The 19,832-nt window shown below is 40.8% G+C and carries 15 protein-coding genes and 1 other annotated feature; of the genes, 14 read left to right on the top strand and 1 reads right to left on the bottom strand.

From position 1 onward, the window contains the following. Position 1 precedes the first annotated feature (1 nt). Entirely contained in the window at positions 2 to 2,533 is a 2,532-nt protein-coding gene (locus G587_RS24030; protein WP_051200554.1) for a sensor histidine kinase, read from the top strand. Between the two features lie 128 nt (positions 2,534 to 2,661). Here G587_RS24030 and G587_RS0102195 read toward each other — a convergent pair whose 3' ends face one another. Then, positions 2,662 to 3,861 (bottom strand): ribose-phosphate pyrophosphokinase, encoded by a 1,200-nt coding sequence (locus G587_RS0102195; RefSeq protein WP_035785303.1) that lies wholly within the window; start codon positions 3,859 to 3,861, stop codon positions 2,662 to 2,664. Positions 3,862 to 3,977: 116 nt separating this feature from the next. Between G587_RS0102195 and G587_RS0102190 the strand changes: the two genes are divergently transcribed. The 13 genes from G587_RS0102190 to G587_RS0102130 all read left to right on the top strand — a co-directional run bounded on the left by G587_RS0102190 (position 3,978) and on the right by G587_RS0102130 (position 19,741). Then, positions 3,978 to 5,336 (top strand): radical SAM protein, encoded by a 1,359-nt coding sequence (locus G587_RS0102190; protein WP_035785300.1) that lies wholly within the window; start codon positions 3,978 to 3,980, stop codon positions 5,334 to 5,336. Next, positions 5,333 to 6,667: a ribosome biogenesis GTPase Der gene (der, locus tag G587_RS0102185; protein WP_026490906.1), complete on the top strand. Its 1,335-nt coding sequence runs from the start codon at positions 5,333 to 5,335 to the stop codon at positions 6,665 to 6,667. The genes G587_RS0102190 and der overlap by 4 nt, the downstream gene beginning before the upstream one ends. A 33-nt stretch (positions 6,668 to 6,700) precedes the next feature. Beyond that, positions 6,701 to 7,381, top strand: a complete 681-nt coding sequence (locus G587_RS0102180) for a glycerol-3-phosphate acyltransferase (RefSeq protein WP_026490905.1) — start codon at positions 6,701 to 6,703, stop codon at positions 7,379 to 7,381. A gap of 14 nt (positions 7,382 to 7,395) precedes the next feature. Further along, positions 7,396 to 8,421, top strand: a complete 1,026-nt coding sequence (locus tag G587_RS0102175) for an NAD(P)H-dependent glycerol-3-phosphate dehydrogenase (protein WP_026490904.1) — start codon at positions 7,396 to 7,398, stop codon at positions 8,419 to 8,421. 214 nt (positions 8,422 to 8,635) lie between these two features. After that, complete coding sequence (locus G587_RS0102170) at positions 8,636 to 9,328, top strand: hypothetical protein (RefSeq protein WP_026490903.1); 693 nt, start codon at positions 8,636 to 8,638, stop codon at positions 9,326 to 9,328. 463 nt (positions 9,329 to 9,791) lie between these two features. Continuing rightward, on the top strand, positions 9,792 to 11,363 hold the full coding sequence (locus G587_RS0102165) for a hypothetical protein (RefSeq protein WP_026490902.1): 1,572 nt from the start codon (positions 9,792 to 9,794) through the stop codon (positions 11,361 to 11,363). 202 nt (positions 11,364 to 11,565) lie between these two features. Beyond that, positions 11,566 to 12,609, top strand: coding sequence for a leucine-rich repeat protein (locus G587_RS0102160; protein WP_026490901.1), 1,044 nt, complete (start codon positions 11,566 to 11,568; stop codon positions 12,607 to 12,609). A 90-nt stretch (positions 12,610 to 12,699) separates the two neighbouring features. Beyond that, complete coding sequence (locus tag G587_RS0102155) at positions 12,700 to 13,695, top strand: leucine-rich repeat protein (RefSeq protein ID WP_026490900.1); 996 nt, start codon at positions 12,700 to 12,702, stop codon at positions 13,693 to 13,695. 192 nt (positions 13,696 to 13,887) lie between these two features. After that, entirely contained in the window at positions 13,888 to 14,922 is a 1,035-nt protein-coding gene (locus G587_RS0102150; protein ID WP_026490899.1) for a leucine-rich repeat protein, read from the top strand. A 178-nt stretch (positions 14,923 to 15,100) separates the two neighbouring features. Next, positions 15,101 to 15,814, top strand: coding sequence for a hypothetical protein (locus tag G587_RS0102145; RefSeq protein ID WP_026490898.1), 714 nt, complete (start codon positions 15,101 to 15,103; stop codon positions 15,812 to 15,814). Between the two features lie 113 nt (positions 15,815 to 15,927). Beyond that, positions 15,928 to 16,184, top strand: a binding site (T-box leader). Between the two features lie 70 nt (positions 16,185 to 16,254). Then, positions 16,255 to 17,478, top strand: a complete 1,224-nt coding sequence (gene tyrS, locus G587_RS0102140) for a tyrosine--tRNA ligase (protein ID WP_026490897.1) — start codon at positions 16,255 to 16,257, stop codon at positions 17,476 to 17,478. Next, positions 17,478 to 18,260, top strand: a complete 783-nt coding sequence (locus G587_RS0102135) for a Cof-type HAD-IIB family hydrolase (protein ID WP_035785295.1) — start codon at positions 17,478 to 17,480, stop codon at positions 18,258 to 18,260. The genes tyrS and G587_RS0102135 overlap by 1 nt, the downstream gene beginning before the upstream one ends. 212 nt (positions 18,261 to 18,472) lie before the next feature. Beyond that, on the top strand, positions 18,473 to 19,741 hold the full coding sequence (locus tag G587_RS0102130; RefSeq protein WP_026490895.1) for an SLC13 family permease: 1,269 nt from the start codon (positions 18,473 to 18,475) through the stop codon (positions 19,739 to 19,741). The last annotated feature ends 91 nt before the right edge of the window (positions 19,742 to 19,832 follow it).

The following is a 19,832-nucleotide window of genomic DNA, read 5'->3' as shown; positions in this document are numbered from 1 at the left end:
AATGATTAAGAAACTGTTTAGACAAAAGACGATGTCCTGGGTCAGCAGATACATTCTGAGGATTTTTCTGCACACATGTATTGCGATTGTAGTTGCGCTGATATTTTACATTTACAAGGGATCTTCCTTTAAGGGCGCAGACAGCCATGTTTACAACCTTCAGAATGAGGACAGCGAATTATCCTATTCGGATTCGGGACTGTTTAATGAGATTCTGAAAAACAATTTAAGAAATGTTGTAGAGCTTTCGGCCTATCAGTCGCTCTTTGAGACTGATGGTGTATATGATGGCAATAAGAGCATAGATGTTACAGCTTTTATCAACAGAAACAGTATTCTGCAATCTGACTACATAACAGCTGTTTATCCTGTGTCCAACCTTATTAAGTGGTCACAGAACGGCTTCGAGTATGAGGATGTTAACTTTACCAGCTCTGAGAGCAATAACTATCTTGCTACAACAACGGTTTATACGCATCTTCTGAAGAACAATGTTGAAGGTGGTATGAATGCCTTCCTCAATTCTCAGCTTGATAACAATACGGTTCGTACCAATGTTAAGGAAGCTGATAAGGACGGAGCGGGCTTCCACACAGTTCTGGTTCCAAGATATAAAACCATCTATGATGAAAATATAGAGGACATCGTATCAGACTGGGACGAGTATAACGAGCTATGCGCAAACATCACAGAGACTGCTTCAACCATGGCAGCCTGCTATGACCGCTATGCTGAATACAGTGATAAATACGGTTTTTATAAGACTAATCTAAGGTACTATATCACAAGGACTATCAATGCAAGAACTGATGTATTTACAAATGTTGAGTCCCTGAAAAACGGAACCAATGGTCTTAACTTAAAGGATGTATTTAAGTCCTACGGCAGATACATTTATTACTGCCCGTATGATATAGAGTACTCCACCAACACACAGATAGATGAGGATACCTTAAGACAGCTCCTTGGCAATTTCCAATATACTTATCCCGATCAGATGAAATTCTATTTTGCGGTTGATGTGAATAAGACCGCAAACGTAGACGATTTCAAGGTGGGAAAAGAGGCCTTTAACCGCTATATGCCTTACTACAGGCAGCTGCACATGATAATTGCATTTTTTGTAGTTGTGTATCTGATAGTACTTGTTCATCTTGCAATTTATGAGGGAAGAATTGAGTATCCGGACGGAACGGTGGGCGGAATTGAGCGAATAGACATGATTCCTATTGAGCTTGTGGTGATATTTACTTTAGCGGTATTCGGAATCCTGTTTGGATTGTTCCAGTTTTCGATTAATAACTATTCCTCTATTAGTGGCAATACACTTAATATGTCGATTATTGCGGGAGGACTTGCATTCTGTGCGGACAATGCGCTTGCTTATGCGCTGTACAGCATTATAAGAAGAACCAAGGCACACTACCTTTACAAGACTTCGCTGCTGAAGATGATGTCAGAGGCTGTTCGCGGTCTGTTTGACAAAATGACGCTGAAGCAGAACCTGTTTGTAAGAACGGTTGTGCCATATATGATTTCAGCTGTTCTTACTCTTTATCTGGTGCTCAGATGGAGTATGGTCGGAATAGTGATCGTAGTAGTGTTTGACGTTGCTATACTGATCTACATCGTCAATCTTAATAAGGATAAGTTCACTATCCTTGATGCACTTCAGAGAATTGGTAAGGGTGAGATAGACGTTAAGATAGATACCACAAAGCTTCACAGTGCCAACGTATACATTGGTGAAGAGCTTAACAATATTTCTTCATCAGTTGAGGAAGCGGTCAACCGAAGTATGAGAGATGAGAAGCTTAAGGCTGACCTGATTACTAACGTTTCTCACGATATCAAGACGCCGCTCACTTCTATCATTAACTATGTGGATCTTTTGAAAAGAGAGAATATCGACGATCCCAAGATCAGTGAGTATATAAGAGTCCTTGATAATAAGTCCCAGAGACTTCGTCAGCTTACTGAGGACCTGGTGGAGGCATCCAAGATTTCATCAGGTAACATTACACTTACCTTTGGAGAGTTGAACTTTGCCGAGTTTGTTAATCAGATTCTTGGTGAGTTTTATGAAAAGTTTGACAGCGTCAATCTCTATCCGATCCTTAAGTGTGAAAAGTATGATGTTATAATTCAGGCGGATGCAAGACAGCTATACAGAGTTATTGAGAACCTCTTTAACAATGTATGTAAATATGCTCTTCCGAATACCAGAGTTTATATGGATCTTGTGGTGGTTGATCTTGAGAACGATACCCATAAGGCTGTTTTCTCAGTAAAGAATATCTCGAAGAATGAGCTTAATATCAAGGCTGAAGAGCTTACAGAGAGATTTATCAGAGGAGATATTTCAAGAAGCACGGAAGGTTCCGGACTTGGTCTTTCCATTGCCAAGAGTCTTACCACCGCCATGGGCGGAGAGTTCGAGATTGTTCTCGACGGTGACCTGTTCAAGGCGAATGTATCCTTTGAGACATGTAAATTCAGTAACGGTAATCCCGCATCTGAAAGACAGGGGTAAAATAAAAAACGCCTTCCCCCTGGGGGCGCACATCGTCCGGGGGACGATGGTTTTGCGCGGACCGAAGTGGAACGAAGACAGGTGTCTGCGTAGCAGACGGATGAGGGGACTCACCCGTCTGTATTTTATTAATCGAAAAGATCTTCGGTCTTAGCTGTACGTGAATTGTACTTTTCGAGAATCTTGTGGAGCTTGTCAGTAGGAGTGATAACATTGCTCAGGGAATCATCGTGGTTCATGAAGTCGATGATTGTTGCCATGAACTTACTCATATCAGCTACGTGATAGTATTCTCTTTTTACAAATTCAGGATTCTGATATATCAGGTTAGTTGTAATGAGCGCATCGAAGTCTCCGTTATTATAACCTTCGTCAAATACCTCGATACCGTTTGTGAAAAGACCAAAGGTTGTGCAGATGAATACACGCTTTGCTCCTTTTTTCTTAAGCTGGCGGGAGGTGTCTATCATGCTTGAACCTGATGAGATCATGTCATCGATGATGATAACGTCCTTGCCATCTATGGATGAACCAAGATATTCGTGTGCAACGATAGGATTGGAGCCGTTAACGACCTTGCTGTAGTCACGTCTCTTGTAGAACATTCCTGTGTCTACGTTAAGCACGTTAGCGAAGTATACGGCTCTGTCCAAAGCGCCCTCGTCCGGGCTTATTACTGTGAGGTGCTCTTTATCAACTGTGAGATCGTCAATCTCGGAGATGAGAGCCTTCATGAACTGAGGTGATGCCATGAAGTTATCAAAGCCGCAGATAGGAGCAGCGTTTGAAATTCTGGGATCGTGAGCATCAAAGGTAATGAAGTTACCGATGCCCATTTTATAAAGCTCTGAGAACATTACTGCCGCATCAAGTGACTCGCGGCTGTTCTTGTTGTGCTGTCTGCCTTCATAAAGGAAGGGCATGATGATGTTTATTCTTCTTGCCTTGCCGTTGATGGCTGCGATAACTCTCTTTAAATCCTGGTAGTGATCATCGGGAGAGTAGTAATTGTCATATCCGTACATTTTATATGTCATGCTGTGATTCATGACATCTGTCAGAATGAAAACGTCCTTACCGCGGACTGATTCACGCATCTGAGCCTTGGACTCGCCGCTTCCGAAGCGGGGATTTGAGTATTTAACTCTGTAATCGTCCTTAACATAGCCCTGAAAAGCGGGATCATTACCCGGTGTGTCATGAAGATCGTGTCTAAAGGATACAAGGTGTGAATTAACAAGTTCGCCCAGCTCCTTGGCGCTGTCCATAACAATAAGTGCAATGGGAGCAACGGGCATTGATGAATCTAACTTATGAAAATCAGGCATTTTATCTCCTAACATATATGAATACATAGATTTTTACGCCACTATTTTATTGTATCATATCCCAATACGTCAAGATAAGGTATCTCACAAACCTAATTTATGTTACAATCACTATTATGAAAAACGAAGGACATTTAATTAAAAAGGTTGAACCCGGAAGCATTGCAGAGGAAATGGAGATTGCTGCCGGGGATCGTTTGCTTGCAATAAACGATGAACCAATAAAGGATATTTTTGATTATCAGTACATGGTACAGGATGAAGAGCTCACGCTGCTCGTAAGAAAGCCTGACGGCGAGGAGTGGGAGCTTGAGATTGAGAAGTACTATGACGAGGATCTGGGCATCGAGTTTGATAACGGACTTATGGATGACTACAGATCCTGCTGCAACAAATGCATATTTTGCTTCATAGACCAGATGCCCCCGGGAATGAGAGAGACCCTTTATTTTAAGGATGATGATGCGAGACTCTCATTTTTGCAGGGTAACTATGTCACGCTTACAAATATGAGTGATGATGATATAAACAGGATTCTCAAGTATCACTTATCACCCATCAACGTATCCTTCCAGACCACCAATCCGGAGCTTCGCTGCAAGATGCTTAATAACCGCTTTGCAGGTGAAGCACTTAAAAAGGTTGATAAGCTATGTGCTCCCGGCACTGGAATAGAGCTTAACGGTCAGATAGTTCTCTGTAAGGATGTAAATGACGGAGCAGAGCTTCACAGATCACTGACTGACCTGTATAATTACAGACCGAATCTAAGGAGCGTATCGGTAGTTCCTGTTGGCCTTTCAAAATTCAGAGACGGGCTTTATCCCTTAGAACCCTTTGAAAGGGATGATGCCAGAAAGGTAATAGCAGAGATTGAGTACTGGCAGGATAAATCCTTTAAGGAATACGGAGATCACTTTGTTCATGCATCTGATGAGTGGTATATGATTGCAGGACTTCCTATTCCGGGTGCTGAGATATATGATGACTACGGTCAGCTTGAAAACGGCGTTGGAATGGTGAGACTCCTTCTTGATGAATTCTACGAAGGCCTTGAAGATATTAAGAAGAACGGACTTGAAGGAATAGATCTAAATACTTATACTAGTGAGGTTTCTACGGCCAGCGGCAAGCTGATTTATCCGTACATCTGTGAGATGGCAGAGAAGCTTACGGAGGTTATTCCGGGGCTTACGGTTCATGTCCATGAGATAACCAATAATTTCTTCGGAGAGAGGATCACAGTTACAGGTCTTCTTACAGGACAGGACATAATAGAGCAGCTTAAGGGCCAGAAGCTCGGAGATACGCTGATTCTTCCTCAGAACGTCTTGAGGGCCGGAGAGGATTATCTTCTTGATGATGTCAGAGTATGTGACATAGAGAGAGAGCTTGGCGTTAAGGTTCGAATAATCAAAAGTGGGGGAATGGATTTTGTCAGGGGACTTATTTTTGAACAGGATGGTAATTTATGAAAAGAAAAAACATAGTTGCGGTTGTTGGTAGACCAAACGTCGGAAAGAGCACACTTTTTAATGCTGTAGCCGGCAAAAACATTTCCATAGTTGAAGATACACCGGGTGTTACAAGAGACAGAATCTATCAGGACGTGGAGTGGCTTAACTACAACTTCACCCTTGTTGATACCGGCGGTATCGAGCCTGATACAAATGACACTATTCTTGCGCAGATGCGAGATCAGGCTGAGATAGCAATTGAGACTGCCGATGTCATTATTTTCATGTGTGATGTTAAGCAGGGACTTACAGATGCGGATTCTCAGGTTGCGGACATGCTTAGAAAGTCCAGAAAGCCTGTGGTTCTTTGCGTAAATAAGGTGGATAGCTTCAAGAGAGATTCCATGGATGTATATGAGTTCTACAACCTTGGAATCGGCGAGCCTTTCCCTATAAGTGCTGCAAATAAGCAGGGAATCGGCGATCTCCTTGAGGAAGTGACCAAGAACTTTACAACCTCAGATGGCGAAGAGGAAGAGGATGATTCTATAAGGGTAGCCGTTATCGGTAAGCCCAATGTTGGTAAGAGCTCTATTATCAACAGACTTTGCGGTGAGAACAGACTTATCGTATCCGATGTTGCAGGAACTACACGTGATGCCATTGATACTGAGGTTAAGTACAACGGTAAGAAGTACACCTTCATTGATACAGCAGGTCTTCGCAGGAAGAACAAGGTAAAGGAAAAGCTTGAGGAATACATGATCCTCAGAACTGTTACAGCTGTTGAGCGTGCAGACGTAGCCGTAATCGTAATAAATGCGGATGAGGGTGTTACAGAGCAGGATGCTAAGATCGCCGGAATCGCCCACGACAGAGGAAAGGGCATTATCATTGCGGTTAACAAGTGGGATCTTATTGAGAAGGACAACAAGACTGTAAATGAATTTACAAAGGATGTAAGAAACGTCCTTTCATTCATGCCTTATGCAGAGATTATTTTCATCTCCGCAGAGACAGGCCAGAGACTTGTTAAGCTCTATGACATGATCGATGCCGTAAGCGAGAATCATGCCATGAGAGTTGCAACAGGTGTCCTTAACGAGATCATGATGCAGGCAGTTGTTATGCAGCAGCCCCCGTCAGATAAGGGTAAGATGCTTAAGCTCTATTACATCACCCAGGCTTCTGTTAAGCCGCCGACCTTTGTAATATTTGTTAATGATAAAAAGCTGATGCATTTTTCATATACAAGATATATCGAGAATCAGATCCGTGCTTCCTTCGGATTTAAGGGTACGCCTTTGAGATTTATAATTCGCGAGAGAAAAAATGATCAGAAAAAATAAGTGCAGCGATAATGCACTTGGGAGGGGAAAGATATGAATTTAACACCCATACTTGTTAGGGGATTATGCCTGCTTATAGGCTATGGCTTTGGTCTTATACAGTCTGCGGTTATTTACTGCAACATGAAGGGCGTCGATATCAGAAGCGTCGGAAGTGGTAATGCAGGAACCACCAATACACTGAGAGCTCTTGGACCGAGGGCCGGATTTACCGTACTTTTTGCAGACATGCTTAAGTGTATAGCTGCTGTAGTAGTAGCTTCACTTATCACCAGACAGATTCTTGGAAGCGGATATACGGATATGAAATATCTTCTGAAAATATATACCGCTGCCGGATGTGTTCTTGGACACGATTTTCCTTTTTATACCAACTTCAGAGGCGGTAAAGGAATTGCATGTACTGCAGGATATATAGTTGCTTTTAAATGGACATTCGTAATCGGGGGACTTTTGTCATTCCTGATTCCTTTTAACATCACACATTTTGTGTCTCTTGGATCACTTTGTCTCTACGCTGTATTTTTTATTCAGCTGGTGGCAGAGGGACAGATGGGGCTTCTTGGAATGCCTCAGACGTATCTTATAGAGATGTATCTGATTGCCTTTGCGATGACTGCTCTGGCTTTTTATCAGCACAGAACTAACATCGGAAGACTTGTAAGAGGCGAAGAGAGAAAGACTTATATCTGGAAAAAGAACAAGGTAGATTAAAAAAGGAGGACAACTTGGACAGTAACAACATAGCGGTCATAGGCTCTGGTAGCTGGGGAATTGCACTTGCAAGAACACTTTGGAAAAACGGAGCAAATGTAACTATTTGGGCACGAAGCAGAGAATCTGCTGAAAGACTTAAACTAAACAGGGAGGACAAGGACAAGCTTCCCGGAGTAATTCTTGATGGTTCTATTAAGATAACCGATAGCATGGAGGATGCGCTTAGGGACAAGGATATGATTGTCGTAACTGTTCCTTCAATTGCTGTCAGAGAAGTTTGTGAAAAGATGAAGCCTTATCTTGCAAACGAAGATGAGAGGCATCAGATAATCGTAAACTGTGCAAAGGGTATTGAGGCTGACTCACTTATGCTGATGTCAGATGTAATATTAGACGTCCTTCCGGGCAGAGATGTGGCAGTGCTTTCAGGACCTTCTCACGCAGAGGAGGTTGGAAAAGACCTTCCCACTACTATTGTTGTAAGCGCATTTTCCAAGGAATCTGCCAAGGCTGTTCAGGATGCCTTTATGTCAGATTGCTTCAGAGTTTATACAAGTCCTGATATGCTGGGCATCGAGATCGGTGCAGCGCTTAAGAACGTAATAGCTCTGGCGGCAGGTGTATGTGATGGACTTGGCTTTGGAGATAATGCAAAGGCTGCTCTTATCACCAGAGGTATCGCTGAGATGTCAAGACTTGGTGCTGCAATGGGCGGAGATTATGAGACCTTCTCGGGCCTTTCAGGTATAGGCGATCTTGTTGTTACCTGTGCTTCCATGCATTCCAGAAACAGAAGAGCAGGTATTCTCATTGGTCAGGGTAAAACTTGTGAAGAAGCTACAAGAGAAGTCAAGATGGTAGTTGAGGGTGTTAACAGCGCCGCAGCTGCACTTGCTCTTGCAAAGAAATATGATGTTGAGATGCCTATTGTTGAGCAGGTAAATGAGGTGCTCTTTAATAATAAGCCTGCAATAGAAGCTGTCAGAGAGCTTATGAGCAGAGAGAAGAAGGATGAGAACGATCTCCAGGGATGGTAAAATGCAGAGGATTCTTTGTCATTACTGAAAAAAGTACTGAATCAGCATTATGATTTTTTATTTCGTTTAGAATGAAATTTTATGAAAATTTTATACATTAAAATGATAATTAGTTATTGATACATGTTAAAATATTAATCGTTATGGAGATGCTTTTTCTGTAACGATTATTTTTTTGTCACGGAAAATTAAAAAAACTATGGGGGTGAAAGAAATGAAGAAAATTATGAAACAGATGTTAGCGCTGATGCTTGCTTTGGTAGTAGCATTTACATTAGCGCCTGTAAATGCGCAAGCAGCAGGAAAGGTTAAATTTGCTAATTCCGGAAAAGTAAAGGCTGTAATGTATAAGGGCGCTAAAGCTAAGAAAGCATCCTTTTCAATGAATTCTGTAAAGATTAAAGAAGCGATTCCTCTTGAATGGGCTAACGGAGAAAAGGGGTATTATGATGAGTACGAGGTTACGCTCAATTTAAAGAAAGCTAAAATGTCTAAAACGGATATTATAAAGACAGTTAAGGAATCCAGAAAAAAGGGTGGTAAAATAGCAAGTTATTGTACCTTTTTGATTGACGCCAATGGCAATACATTAAAAGGCAATTCTGATGGTGTATTTATACAGAGCGGAGGACTGGATTATTCTGCTTCATCATCTTCTAAAACTTTAAAAGCTAAAGAAGGACGTACAACTTATTACATTTGGAGCTGGAGAAAAACAGAAGTTTACAAATATAAGATTTACATTGAGCACGGAAAGACAGGCATTTATTTAGGAGTTGCAGGTCTTAAGAAGGGACAGATAAAAGAAAAGAATCAGGATAAGCTAAAGGATGGTGCAATAACATATACAAAGGCAGGCTTTGGAAACAAGAAGGGCTTTGCTATAGCCGGTTCTATTGTTAACTGATTTTTGTTTCAAAGAAAATTGAAGATAATCAAGGGGATGCTACATTAGATGACATATCTTAGGTGGCATCCCTTTTTTGAAACAGTTGTCTGGTCCAGTTTATTTCATGATGCTGTAACTGGCCCCAAATAATTTATGAAAAATCAGAGGTAACTAATAGAAGAGCATGAACCTTTTACGATAGAACTACTTGATTAAAGTGGAAATTTAGAAATAAGCGCGTAGTCTTGGGCGGCCTAAGCCTTAAAATTACGCGACAATAATTGGAAAATATGTAAAAGGCGCGTAGCCTTATGCGATTTAAGCGATAATACTACGCGACAAAAATTGGAAAATATGTAAAAGGCGCGTAGCCTTGTGCAATTTAAGCGATAATACTACGCGACAAAAAGTAGAAATATGAGAAAGACACGTAGTTCATGAAAACTATTTTTTTCAGCAAAGTATGAAGAGGGGAACAATAATGAAGAAAATGGGAATGATTATAAGTAAGATGACGTGTACCATCGTAACCTTAGCCATGCTATTATTCACCGCATGTGGAAGTGACAGCGGAGCAGATGATCCAAACCTTGGATTATATGAAGCCACAACTGCCAAAATGAGCGGTATAGAGCTTAACGTAAAAGATGTATGGGAAGATGGACTTACGATTGAGCTTAAGAAGGGCGGAAAAGCACGTCTCCAAAGCGGAGATGAGGACGGTAGCTTCAAATGGAAGCTTGACGGAGAAACCTTCCATGGCGAGGGCGGCGGAGCCACCTTTGACGGAACGTTAAAGGACGGAGTTATGGTGCTTGAAGATCTTGAAGGCTCCGGAGTTACAGTAACGCTTGTGTGTAACGATATAGTTTCATCCCAAAAGGGAAAAGAAAAGGCCGGTACAGGTGAGCAGACTAAAGCCTCTACAGGAACCTTTGGTGATGAAACAACGAAGGCTACAGAAGGAGACCAGGCTGCAGAACCTTTAGCAGGTGATGCAATCTCAGAGAATGATACGGGGGCAACGACCGGTAGTATTGCTGGTGCTGCGGAAGCTGATGATGGCTCAGTAAGCGGATATTACGATGCGGTTGCAGCTTCTGTAAATGGCGAAGAGGATGTGTGGATAGAGGCAGGAGAATATCTTAATGTAAATGAAGACGGTACTCTTAGCATGTATGTAGCTGAGCAGAGCCTGGATTTTGATACAACTATAGAAGACAACAAATTTTATCTTAATGGAAATACAAAGGTAGGCGAAATCAATGCCGATGGCAGCATAACTCTCAATTTGTCTGACACGGTAAAATACTTGTTTGCTAAGAAGGGCAGCGATAAGTGGAATGAGTGGCAGGAAGCCATGGGTGGGGGCTCGCTTGGTCTTCCCGGTGAAGAACAGGGCGGTTCTCTTGGACTTGTAGATGACTCCATGGAGGAAACCGTAGAAGCAGATTATGACTTCGACGAGGCTTTAAAGCTTGTGAGTGATTACAACGGAATATTGATGTTTTTTGGCGGAGAAGGTAAGTTCTACGGAAAAACATTTGACGGCACAGGAACAAATGCCTTCGCTCGTATTGTTATTGATGAAAAGAAGAAACCGATAGTATTTATCCGTTCCATAATGGGCGATTCCAGGAATTTTAAAAATCTGAAAAGTGAGTTCAGGGATGACGGATGGATACAGGTTACCGGTGAAATAGGTACTGACGATGGCGACAAGGAATGGTTTGCTATCATAAAGCCTCCTGTTGGAAATGAGCCCATATGTGTTGAGGCAGTTCTTACTTCAGATTATGAGACACCTATGTTTACACTTTTCATGAAACCAACTGATGAATCCTGGGACTACAGCTATATGGATGATTACCTTGAAAAGAAGGTGTTTGATAACTATATCTATAATATGGATGTGGCTAAGGGAAACACTCTTGAAGATAAACTTAAGTGCTATCAGGATTATTGGGATAAACACAAAACCATCGAATGGGAGACCTATACGATGATAACTGATGATATTCCGGATCCTTCACTCCTAAATTTGTATAAATAATGAATAGTGTTTTATCGGTGACTTCATTTTGTGTGAGGTCACCGACTTTTTTGGAAATAAAAAGAAATTATCTGACGCCTTTTGAATCTTATCTTAAGTAAATCTTAAGAAATCACCCTTCTCGTTGAATAAATTTTTAAAGTGTGGCAAGATATCCCTTGCTGTAAAAATGAAATAAAATTTTAGAGAGGAAATTGGGAAAATGAAAAAAAGTTTTAAAACAGGCGTTTGCAAAGCTCTGACAACTATTGCATGCGCTGCACTCATGTTTGCAGGTGCTCTTGGATTTAACTCTGTAACTGCAAAAGCTGCTGCTACAACTAAGAATTCTACTGTAGATCTTAGAAATGGAAGAGTAATAAATTACACTATGCAGGGTGTAGATGTCTACAAGCCTACAAAAGACTATGTGGATTCATATGTACTTGCCATGATAATGGTTTGCTATGATCCAAATGCACGTAGCTTTGATGGTGCTATAAGCACTCAGCTTACATCTGTATTGTCTAAGAACCCTTATCAGGGAATCGTTCTGACAATGAATGGCACTACAGCCAATATTCGTGCTGCTGAGGGTTCAGTAGGTACAGCTAAATACGTACTTAACAAGGATGTTGTTAAGCAGTGTGCTGATGTTTTTGGCTTTGATAAAGATAATCTTGATGAAGAAGCTATGGAATTTATGACAGCACTTGATGCTATGTATTCAGGAGATGTGAATGCATATTTCCAGAATAATGGCATTGAGCCTAAGGACATCGAGTATGTAGTTGAAGTTAAGTATTCAGATATTCCTGTTAAAACAGATAACAAGGTAAATTCAAATCCTACAGTAACCTATGAAGTAGGAAGCGAGATCGAGGACAACGGAATCAAATATCGTATCCTTGATGCAGCTGGTAACCTCAGCGCAATCAGCCTTACATCAAATGCAAAGAACGTTACTATTCCGGATTCTGTAAATTATTCAGGTGTTTCCCTTAACGTTACTGATATTGCTCAGAACTTCATGAAGGGCAACAAGAAGGTAAAGAAGGTTACAATCGGTTCTAACGTAACATCAATAGGAAGCAAGGCATTCTACCAGTGCAAGAAGCTTAAGAAGGTTACAGTCAAGTCTACAAAGCTTACAATAATTGGTAAGAAGGCATTCGGTAAGGACGCTAAGAACTTCACACTTAAGATGCCTAAGAGCTGCAAAAAAGCTTATAAGAAGCTCCTTAAGAAGGCAAAAATTAAGTTCTAATTACGAAAAAATATAATCTATTGACTCATCCTCCTAAAATATGGCATGATAGCTTTTGCTGAAAAAAAGTATTAGGAGGAATTTGGGGAAATGAAGAAAAGTATTAAAATAGGCGCATGCAAGGTTATAACTACTATTGCATGCGCTGCTTTTGTTTTTGCAGGAGCACTTGGAATTAATTCCATATCTGCAAAGGCAGCAACTTCATCCTGGACTGTTGATCTTAGCAATGGTAGAAATATAGTTTTTAATGAAAAACAGATGAGGAAAGACAAAAATTATACCAAAGACTATAAGGATGCAGTTGTAGTATTAATTTTAATGAATATGTATGACACGCAAGGTATAATGGATGATTTTGAAGCAGAAGATTTCAAGATTGTGTTTTCTGAAAAACCTTACCAGGGAGCGGAATATAAAGAATCAGATAATTCTGATGTTACAGTGAGTGCCCTAAGTAATTCAACAGGAACAGGAAAATATGTAATTTCTAAGGAAACATTAGTTAATTCTCATAGGTTTAATGAAGATGAAGCCTGGATGAATATAAATTGGCTGGAGGAGTTGCTCTTAGGAGAGCGGACTTTGTATGGTGACTCTGTATTCAATGTTGAAATAAAATTTTCGGATACTCCAATTGTTAAGGATGAGGAGGCAAAAGGAACCGGTAAAGTATCCTTAATTCAGGGAGGAGAGTTCGAGGACAACGGAATAAAATATCGCATAATGGATGCGATAGGTAACCTTAGCGCAATCAGCCTCACTGCCAATTCAAAGAGCGTTACTATCCCTGATTCTGTTGGCTTTGAAGGCTATAACCTGAATGTTATTGATGTTGCTCCGAATTTTATGAAAGGCAACAAGAAGGTAAAGAAGGTTACAATCGGTTCTAACGTTACATCTATAGGGAATGAAGCGTTCTACAAATGTAAAAAACTAAAGAAAGTTACAATTACTTCTACAAAGATCACAACCTTTGGAAAGAAGGCATTCGGTAAGGATGCAAAGAAATTCAAATTAAAGCTTCCCAAGAGCTGCAAGAAGACTTACAAGAAGCTCCTTAAGAAGGCGAAGATTAAATACTGATTTTTTCATTTTGGCGACTCTGAATATTTTTAGGGTCGCCGATTTTTTTTGACAGTACCTGCAATTATCTGACTCTTTTTGTAAGTATCCTTAAGGAAATCTTAAGAATCAGATCACAATATGGACACAAACTCAAAAAAATGGCAGGATAATAAATATCAAATTTTAGTTTTTATGGAGGAAAATGGGGAAATGAAGAAAAGTTTCAAAACAGGCGTATGCAAAGCTTTAACAACAATTGCATGCGCTACATTTATGTTTGCAGGTGCGCTTGGACTTGGCTCCATAACTGCAAAGGCTGCAACAAAAAAACTGTCTGTAGATCTTAGTAATGGTAAGACAGTAGGCTTTAGTGAAAAGGATTTAGATGGTGTTACTGATCCTAACAATATTCCCAAGGGAGTTAGTGATAGCTATGCAGTTATGTTTTCTGTACTTACATATGATTGGAAGTTTACAGAAAAATATCAGGATTCCAGACATGCTACATCAGTTTTATCAAACAATCCTTATCAGGGAATTCTTTTAGAGCAGTCTGATGGATATACAGTAAAAATATCTGCTCTTAATGGCTCAACAGGTACAGGTACATATGTAATTAACAAGAAGACTATAATGCAGAATCCTGAGTGCACAGAGAGGGAAGCACTGATCATGCTTATGTTTCTTGATGAAGTAACAGGCGGCGATACAAATAGAAATATATATTCACAAGAGGACCTTGATGCACTTGGAAACCTTGAGTTCAATGTTGAAATCAAATATTCAGATGCTCCGATTATTGCAAACAACAGAGTAAACGCTGCTCCTGCAGTATCATTCGTGCCCGGAAGAGAGTTCCAGGATAACGGCATCAATTACCGTATTATGGATGCTGCCGGTAACTTGAGCGCAATCAGCCTTGCAACAGCTTCTAAGGAAGTTACCATTCCTGAAACAGTAAAACTTGCAGGTTTCAACCTTAATGTAACAGACATTGCTCAGAACTTCATGAAGGGCAATAAGAAGACTAAGAAGGTTACAATCGGCGCTAATGTTACTTCTATCGGCAAGGAAGCATTCTACAAATGTAAGAAGCTTAAGAAGGTAACAGTTAAGTCAACAAAGATCGCATCATTTGGCAAGAAGGCATTCGGTAAGGATGCTAAGAACTTCAAACTGAAGATGCCCAAGAGCTGCAAGAAGGCTTATAAGAAGCTTCTCAAAAAGGCTAAGATTAAAATCTGATATTAAAAAAGTGAGCAGGATGATTGATAAAATTTTATTTCATTAAAACTTACTTTTTATGAAAAATTATGTTATCATATTAACCGCATGAAAAGTTTAGGGAACTGATCTTCAGGTAAGTAGAGGGGACTTATCGTTATGTGAGATCTGATCTCGAGAGAGGAAAGAGGAAAAAAATATGAGAAAAGTTTTAAAATCACTCGCTGGTATTGCTCTTGCATGTGCAATCACATTTACAGCAATGCCTCAGACAGCACACGCTGTTAGCTACTCAGCTAGCAAGCTCAACACAAACGCAAGTGCAGGCGGAAGCTACACAATCAAGACATACTTCCCTGGCATCGGTTATCAGAAGCTTAAGGTAAGATTTGATTCCATCACTAAGGATTATTATCTTCCTTACCTTTACAACGGAATGCTTAAGAAGGCAACAGTAGAGATGCACGTATCTGTTCCGAAGTCAACTCAGAACAAGATCAAGCACAACACAGTTAAGATTGTAAGATCAAGTAAGCACAGATGGGATGATATCATGTGCGGATGCTACCTTATAGATGCTACAACAGGCTATGCGTATAATAACTCAAATGCTGCAGGTAAGGTATATAGAACTTCCGGTTACACTCACAATAAGGAGTGGAAGACATTCAGACAGACAAGCGGTTACTACAGAGCAACTTACTATCTTGATACCAGCTGGGATACAAGCTACGAAGTACAGTACTACACAGCTAACGAAGGCAATATGCTTTTAGGTGTTGCTGGAACAAAGAAGGAAGTAACAAAGAACAGCTCTAAGGTTACTAACTTTGCAAACGGTAACGCACCTATCACAAGCTCAGCATTCTTCAAGAACAAGATGAAGAAGCTTTCTATCTGGACAAGACTTTAATTTATAGCTAGTTTTTCAGACAGATATAATGCGTTTAATAATCCCTGCAATTTCGATGAGGAATTGCAGGGATTTTATCTTGACAATAAATTAAAAATAAGGATAATTATTATTTAAAGGCTATGAACGGAATAAGTAGTTTAATGATTCAGCCACAGAGAGTTGCCGGTTGGTGAGAGGCGCGGATATGACCATTAGATGAATACCTCCGGGAGCTGCGCGGAAGAATGAATTATCTAGTAAGCCGTGACGAGAACCGAGCGTTAGTCGGAAGAGTATGCGGAATATTTTTTCCTAGTACTTACTGAGGCATGAAGCGTGAGCTTTATGTAAATGAAGGTGGTAACACGGATTTAAACCCGTCCTTCGTAATCTATTAACGATTGCGCAGGGCGTTTTTTATTTTCAAAAAATGCCCGAGCAGAAAAGGAAGGTGCAATATGCAGATTTATGAAGAACTTAAAAGAAGAGGACTTATCGCTCAGGTAACAGATGAAGAGCAGATAAGAGAGCTTGTTAACGCAGGAAAGGCTACATTCTACATCGGCTTTGACTGTACAGCAGACAGCCTTACAGCTGGTCATTTCATGGCTCTTACACTTATGAAGAGACTCCAGCAGGCAGGTAACAAGCCCATCGCACTTATCGGTGGCGGTACAACTATGATCGGTGATCCTTCAGGAAGATCCGACATGAGAAAGATGCTCACAAGAGAAGATATCGACCACAATGCTGAGTGCTTCAAGAAGCAGATGGAGAAATTCATCGACTTCGGCGAAGGCAAGGCTATGATGGTTAACAACGCTGACTGGCTCATGAACCTTAACTACATCGAGCTTTTAAGAGAGGTTGGTGCATGCTTTTCAGTAAATAACATGCTTCGTGCAGAGTGCTACAAGCAGCGTATGGAGAAGGGACTTTCCTTCCTTGAGTTTAACTACATGATCATGCAGTCCTACGACTTCTACTACATGTTCCAGAAGTACAATTGTAACCTTGAGTTTGGTGGAGATGATCAGTGGAGTAACATGCTTGGTGGTACTGAGCTTATCAGAAGAAAGCTTGGTAAGGACGCTCATGCTATGACAATTACTCTTCTTACAGACTCTCAGGGTAATAAGATGGGTAAGACAGCAGGTAACGCTGTATGGCTTGATCCTGAAAAGACATCACCCTACGACTTCTACCAGTACTGGAGAAACGTTGGCGATGCTGATGTTGATAAGTGCCTTAAGATGCTCACATTCCTTCCTATCGAGGAGATCGAGGAGATGGAGAAGTGGGAAGATTCCAGAATCAACGAGAAGAAGGAAATTCTTGCATTCGAGCTTACAAGCCTTGTTCATGGCAAGGAAGAGGCTCAGAAGGCTCAGGACGGCGCAAAGGCTCTCTTTGCAGGCGGCGGAGATCTCGCTAACGTACCTGCAGTTAATCTTAAGGAAGAGGACTTCAGAGACGGCGTTATCGATATCCTTCAGGTTCTTGTTTCTTCAGGACTTTGCCCTACAAGAAGTGAGGCAAGAAGAGCAGTTCAGCAGGGCGGCGTAACCTTTGCTGATGAGAAGGTTACAGACTTCAAGACCACATACACAAAGGATACCTTTGCAGGTGACGGTGTTATGGTTAAGAGAGGAAAGAAGTCCTTTAAGAAGGTAGTATTTTAATGGTTTTATTTTTTGATATTGATGGAACGCTTTGGAACTATAAGAATGAGATAAATGAAAAGACAATCGAGGCAATCCGCACTGCCAGGGCTAATGGGCACAAGTGCTTCATTAACACAGGCAGGGCGAGAGCCTTTGTCACTAATGAAAAGCTCCTTAGTATCGGTTTCGATGGCATAGTTTCAGCCTGTGGAACGATGATCGAGTACAATGGAGAAGTGGTCTACAACAGACTTATTCCGACAGAGGATGCCATAAGGTCAATCGAGACTGTTCGCGAATATGGCTTTAAGCCGATTCTGGAAGGCCCCAATCATCTGTATCTTGAACTTGAAGATTTCCAGGGAGACATGTATGGTGATAAGGTTATTAAGGAGATGGGAGATAAGCTCCGCGGCATAGATGAATGCTGGGGCAAATGGGAGATACAAAAGATGTCCTGCGCGACGGAGGTTCCCATTGAAAAAAGAGATGAATGTTTCGATAAACTCTCGGATCTTTACGAATACATGATCCATTCGGACAAGGTTGTTGAAATGGTTCCCAGAGGCTTTAACAAAGGCGTGGGTATAAAAGAGGTATGTGATCTTTTAGGTGAGGATATAAAAAATACCTTTGCTTTTGGTGACAGCATTAACGATAAGGAAATGCTTCTTGCTGCCGGTGTTGGCGTAGGCATGGGAGACACCTATCATGACCTCTCTGAATTTGCGGATTATATCACAACCTCTCTTGAAAATGATGGTATCTGGAATGCCATGAAGCATTTTGAATTAATTTGACGAGCAATTATAAATTTGCTATCTTATTATAGGTAAAAGGGAGTAGTTATCATGCTTTGCATGTAACATTCATCCGTCAATACGGGAACATGGTTCCCCGGGTATGTTGTAATTAACGAGACTTTTACTGCAAAATCTGCAGTGAAAGTCTCTTTTTATGTTATTGCAGATTACTGTTTTTATAATATTTTCAAAACGAAAGGACTTAAAAAATGAAAACACTTGCAATTGTCTTATTTGTGGCCATGTACGTGGGCCTCATCGCTTTTCCCAAGAAACGTGCATTTATCGCTCTTGGAGTAGCTGCTATTTTCGTAGTTACAGGAATACTTCCTTACACAAAGGTATTCTCTGTCGTGGATTGGAACGTACTGCTCATGATATTCGGTACGCTTTTGCTTGTTGATTATTTTATTGAATCAAAGATGCCGAACCTCATTGCAGACCATCTGCTTGACCTTGCACCTAATGTGATGTGGGTCACAATTTATATGTCATTGTTTTCAGGACTTATATCTGCGTTTATTGATAACGTGGCAACACTTCTAATGGTAGCACCGGTTGGGCTTGCTATTTGTAAGAAGCTGAAAATCAATCCTGTACCCATGATAATTTCAATCGCTGTATCTTCAAACCTTCAGGGCGCTGCAACACTTGTAGGTGATACAACATCAATCATGCTTGGTGCATATGCAAAGATGGACTTTAATGACTTCTTCTGGATGAACGGAAGACCTGGTATTTTCTTCGCTGTTGAGCTTGGTGCACTTCTTACAGTACCGATTATGATGGTGCTTTTCAGAAAGGATAAAGAGCCTGTATCAGCAGAAGAGAAGACAGTTGTTAAGGATTATGTTCCTACAATCATGATGGTGGCACACGTTGTTCTTCTTATGGGAGCTTCATTTATTCCGGATAAGCCTGAGATAACAAATGGTGTTATCTGTCTTGTTTGCTCACTTATCGGTATTGTATGGGAGTACTTCAAGGATCACGATACAGAGCGTATCAAAAATGTTGTTAAGAACCTTGACTACGACACAGTTCTTCTTCTTACAGGTTTGTTCATGGTAATTGGTGGTGTTACAGAGGTAGGACTTGTGGATGATCTTGCAGGACTTATTGTTAAGGCAGGCGGTAATAACATTTTCCTTCTGTTTACTATTGTAGTTTGGGGATCGGTTCTTATTTCTGCGTTTATTGATAATATTCCTTATGTTGCTACAATGCTTCCTGTTTTACAGGGGGTTACCGCATCACTTGGAATCGCTCCCTACCTTCTTTATTTTGGACTCCTCTGCGGAGCAACACTTGGTGGAAACATCACTCCCGTTGGAGCAAGCTGCAACATTGCCGGTGTAGGAATGCTTAGAAAAGAGGGCTATGAGGTTAGCTTTAAGGACTTCACAAGAATCGGTATTCCCTTCACACTTGCTGCTGTTATAGGCGCATACGTTTTCCTGTGGGTGCTTTGGAGATAAACTCTGGAACATAAAAAGGTATAATAAAAAGCTGAGAAGATAAATTATCATTTTCTCAGCTTTTATTTTTAATCATTTAGGTTTTTAGATG

Origin of the sequence: Butyrivibrio sp. XPD2002 (genome assembly GCF_000423945.1) — a bacterium.
Taxonomy (GTDB): domain Bacteria; phylum Bacillota; class Clostridia; order Lachnospirales; family Lachnospiraceae; genus Butyrivibrio.
This window is presented reverse-complemented; position numbering and strand designations above follow the sequence as displayed.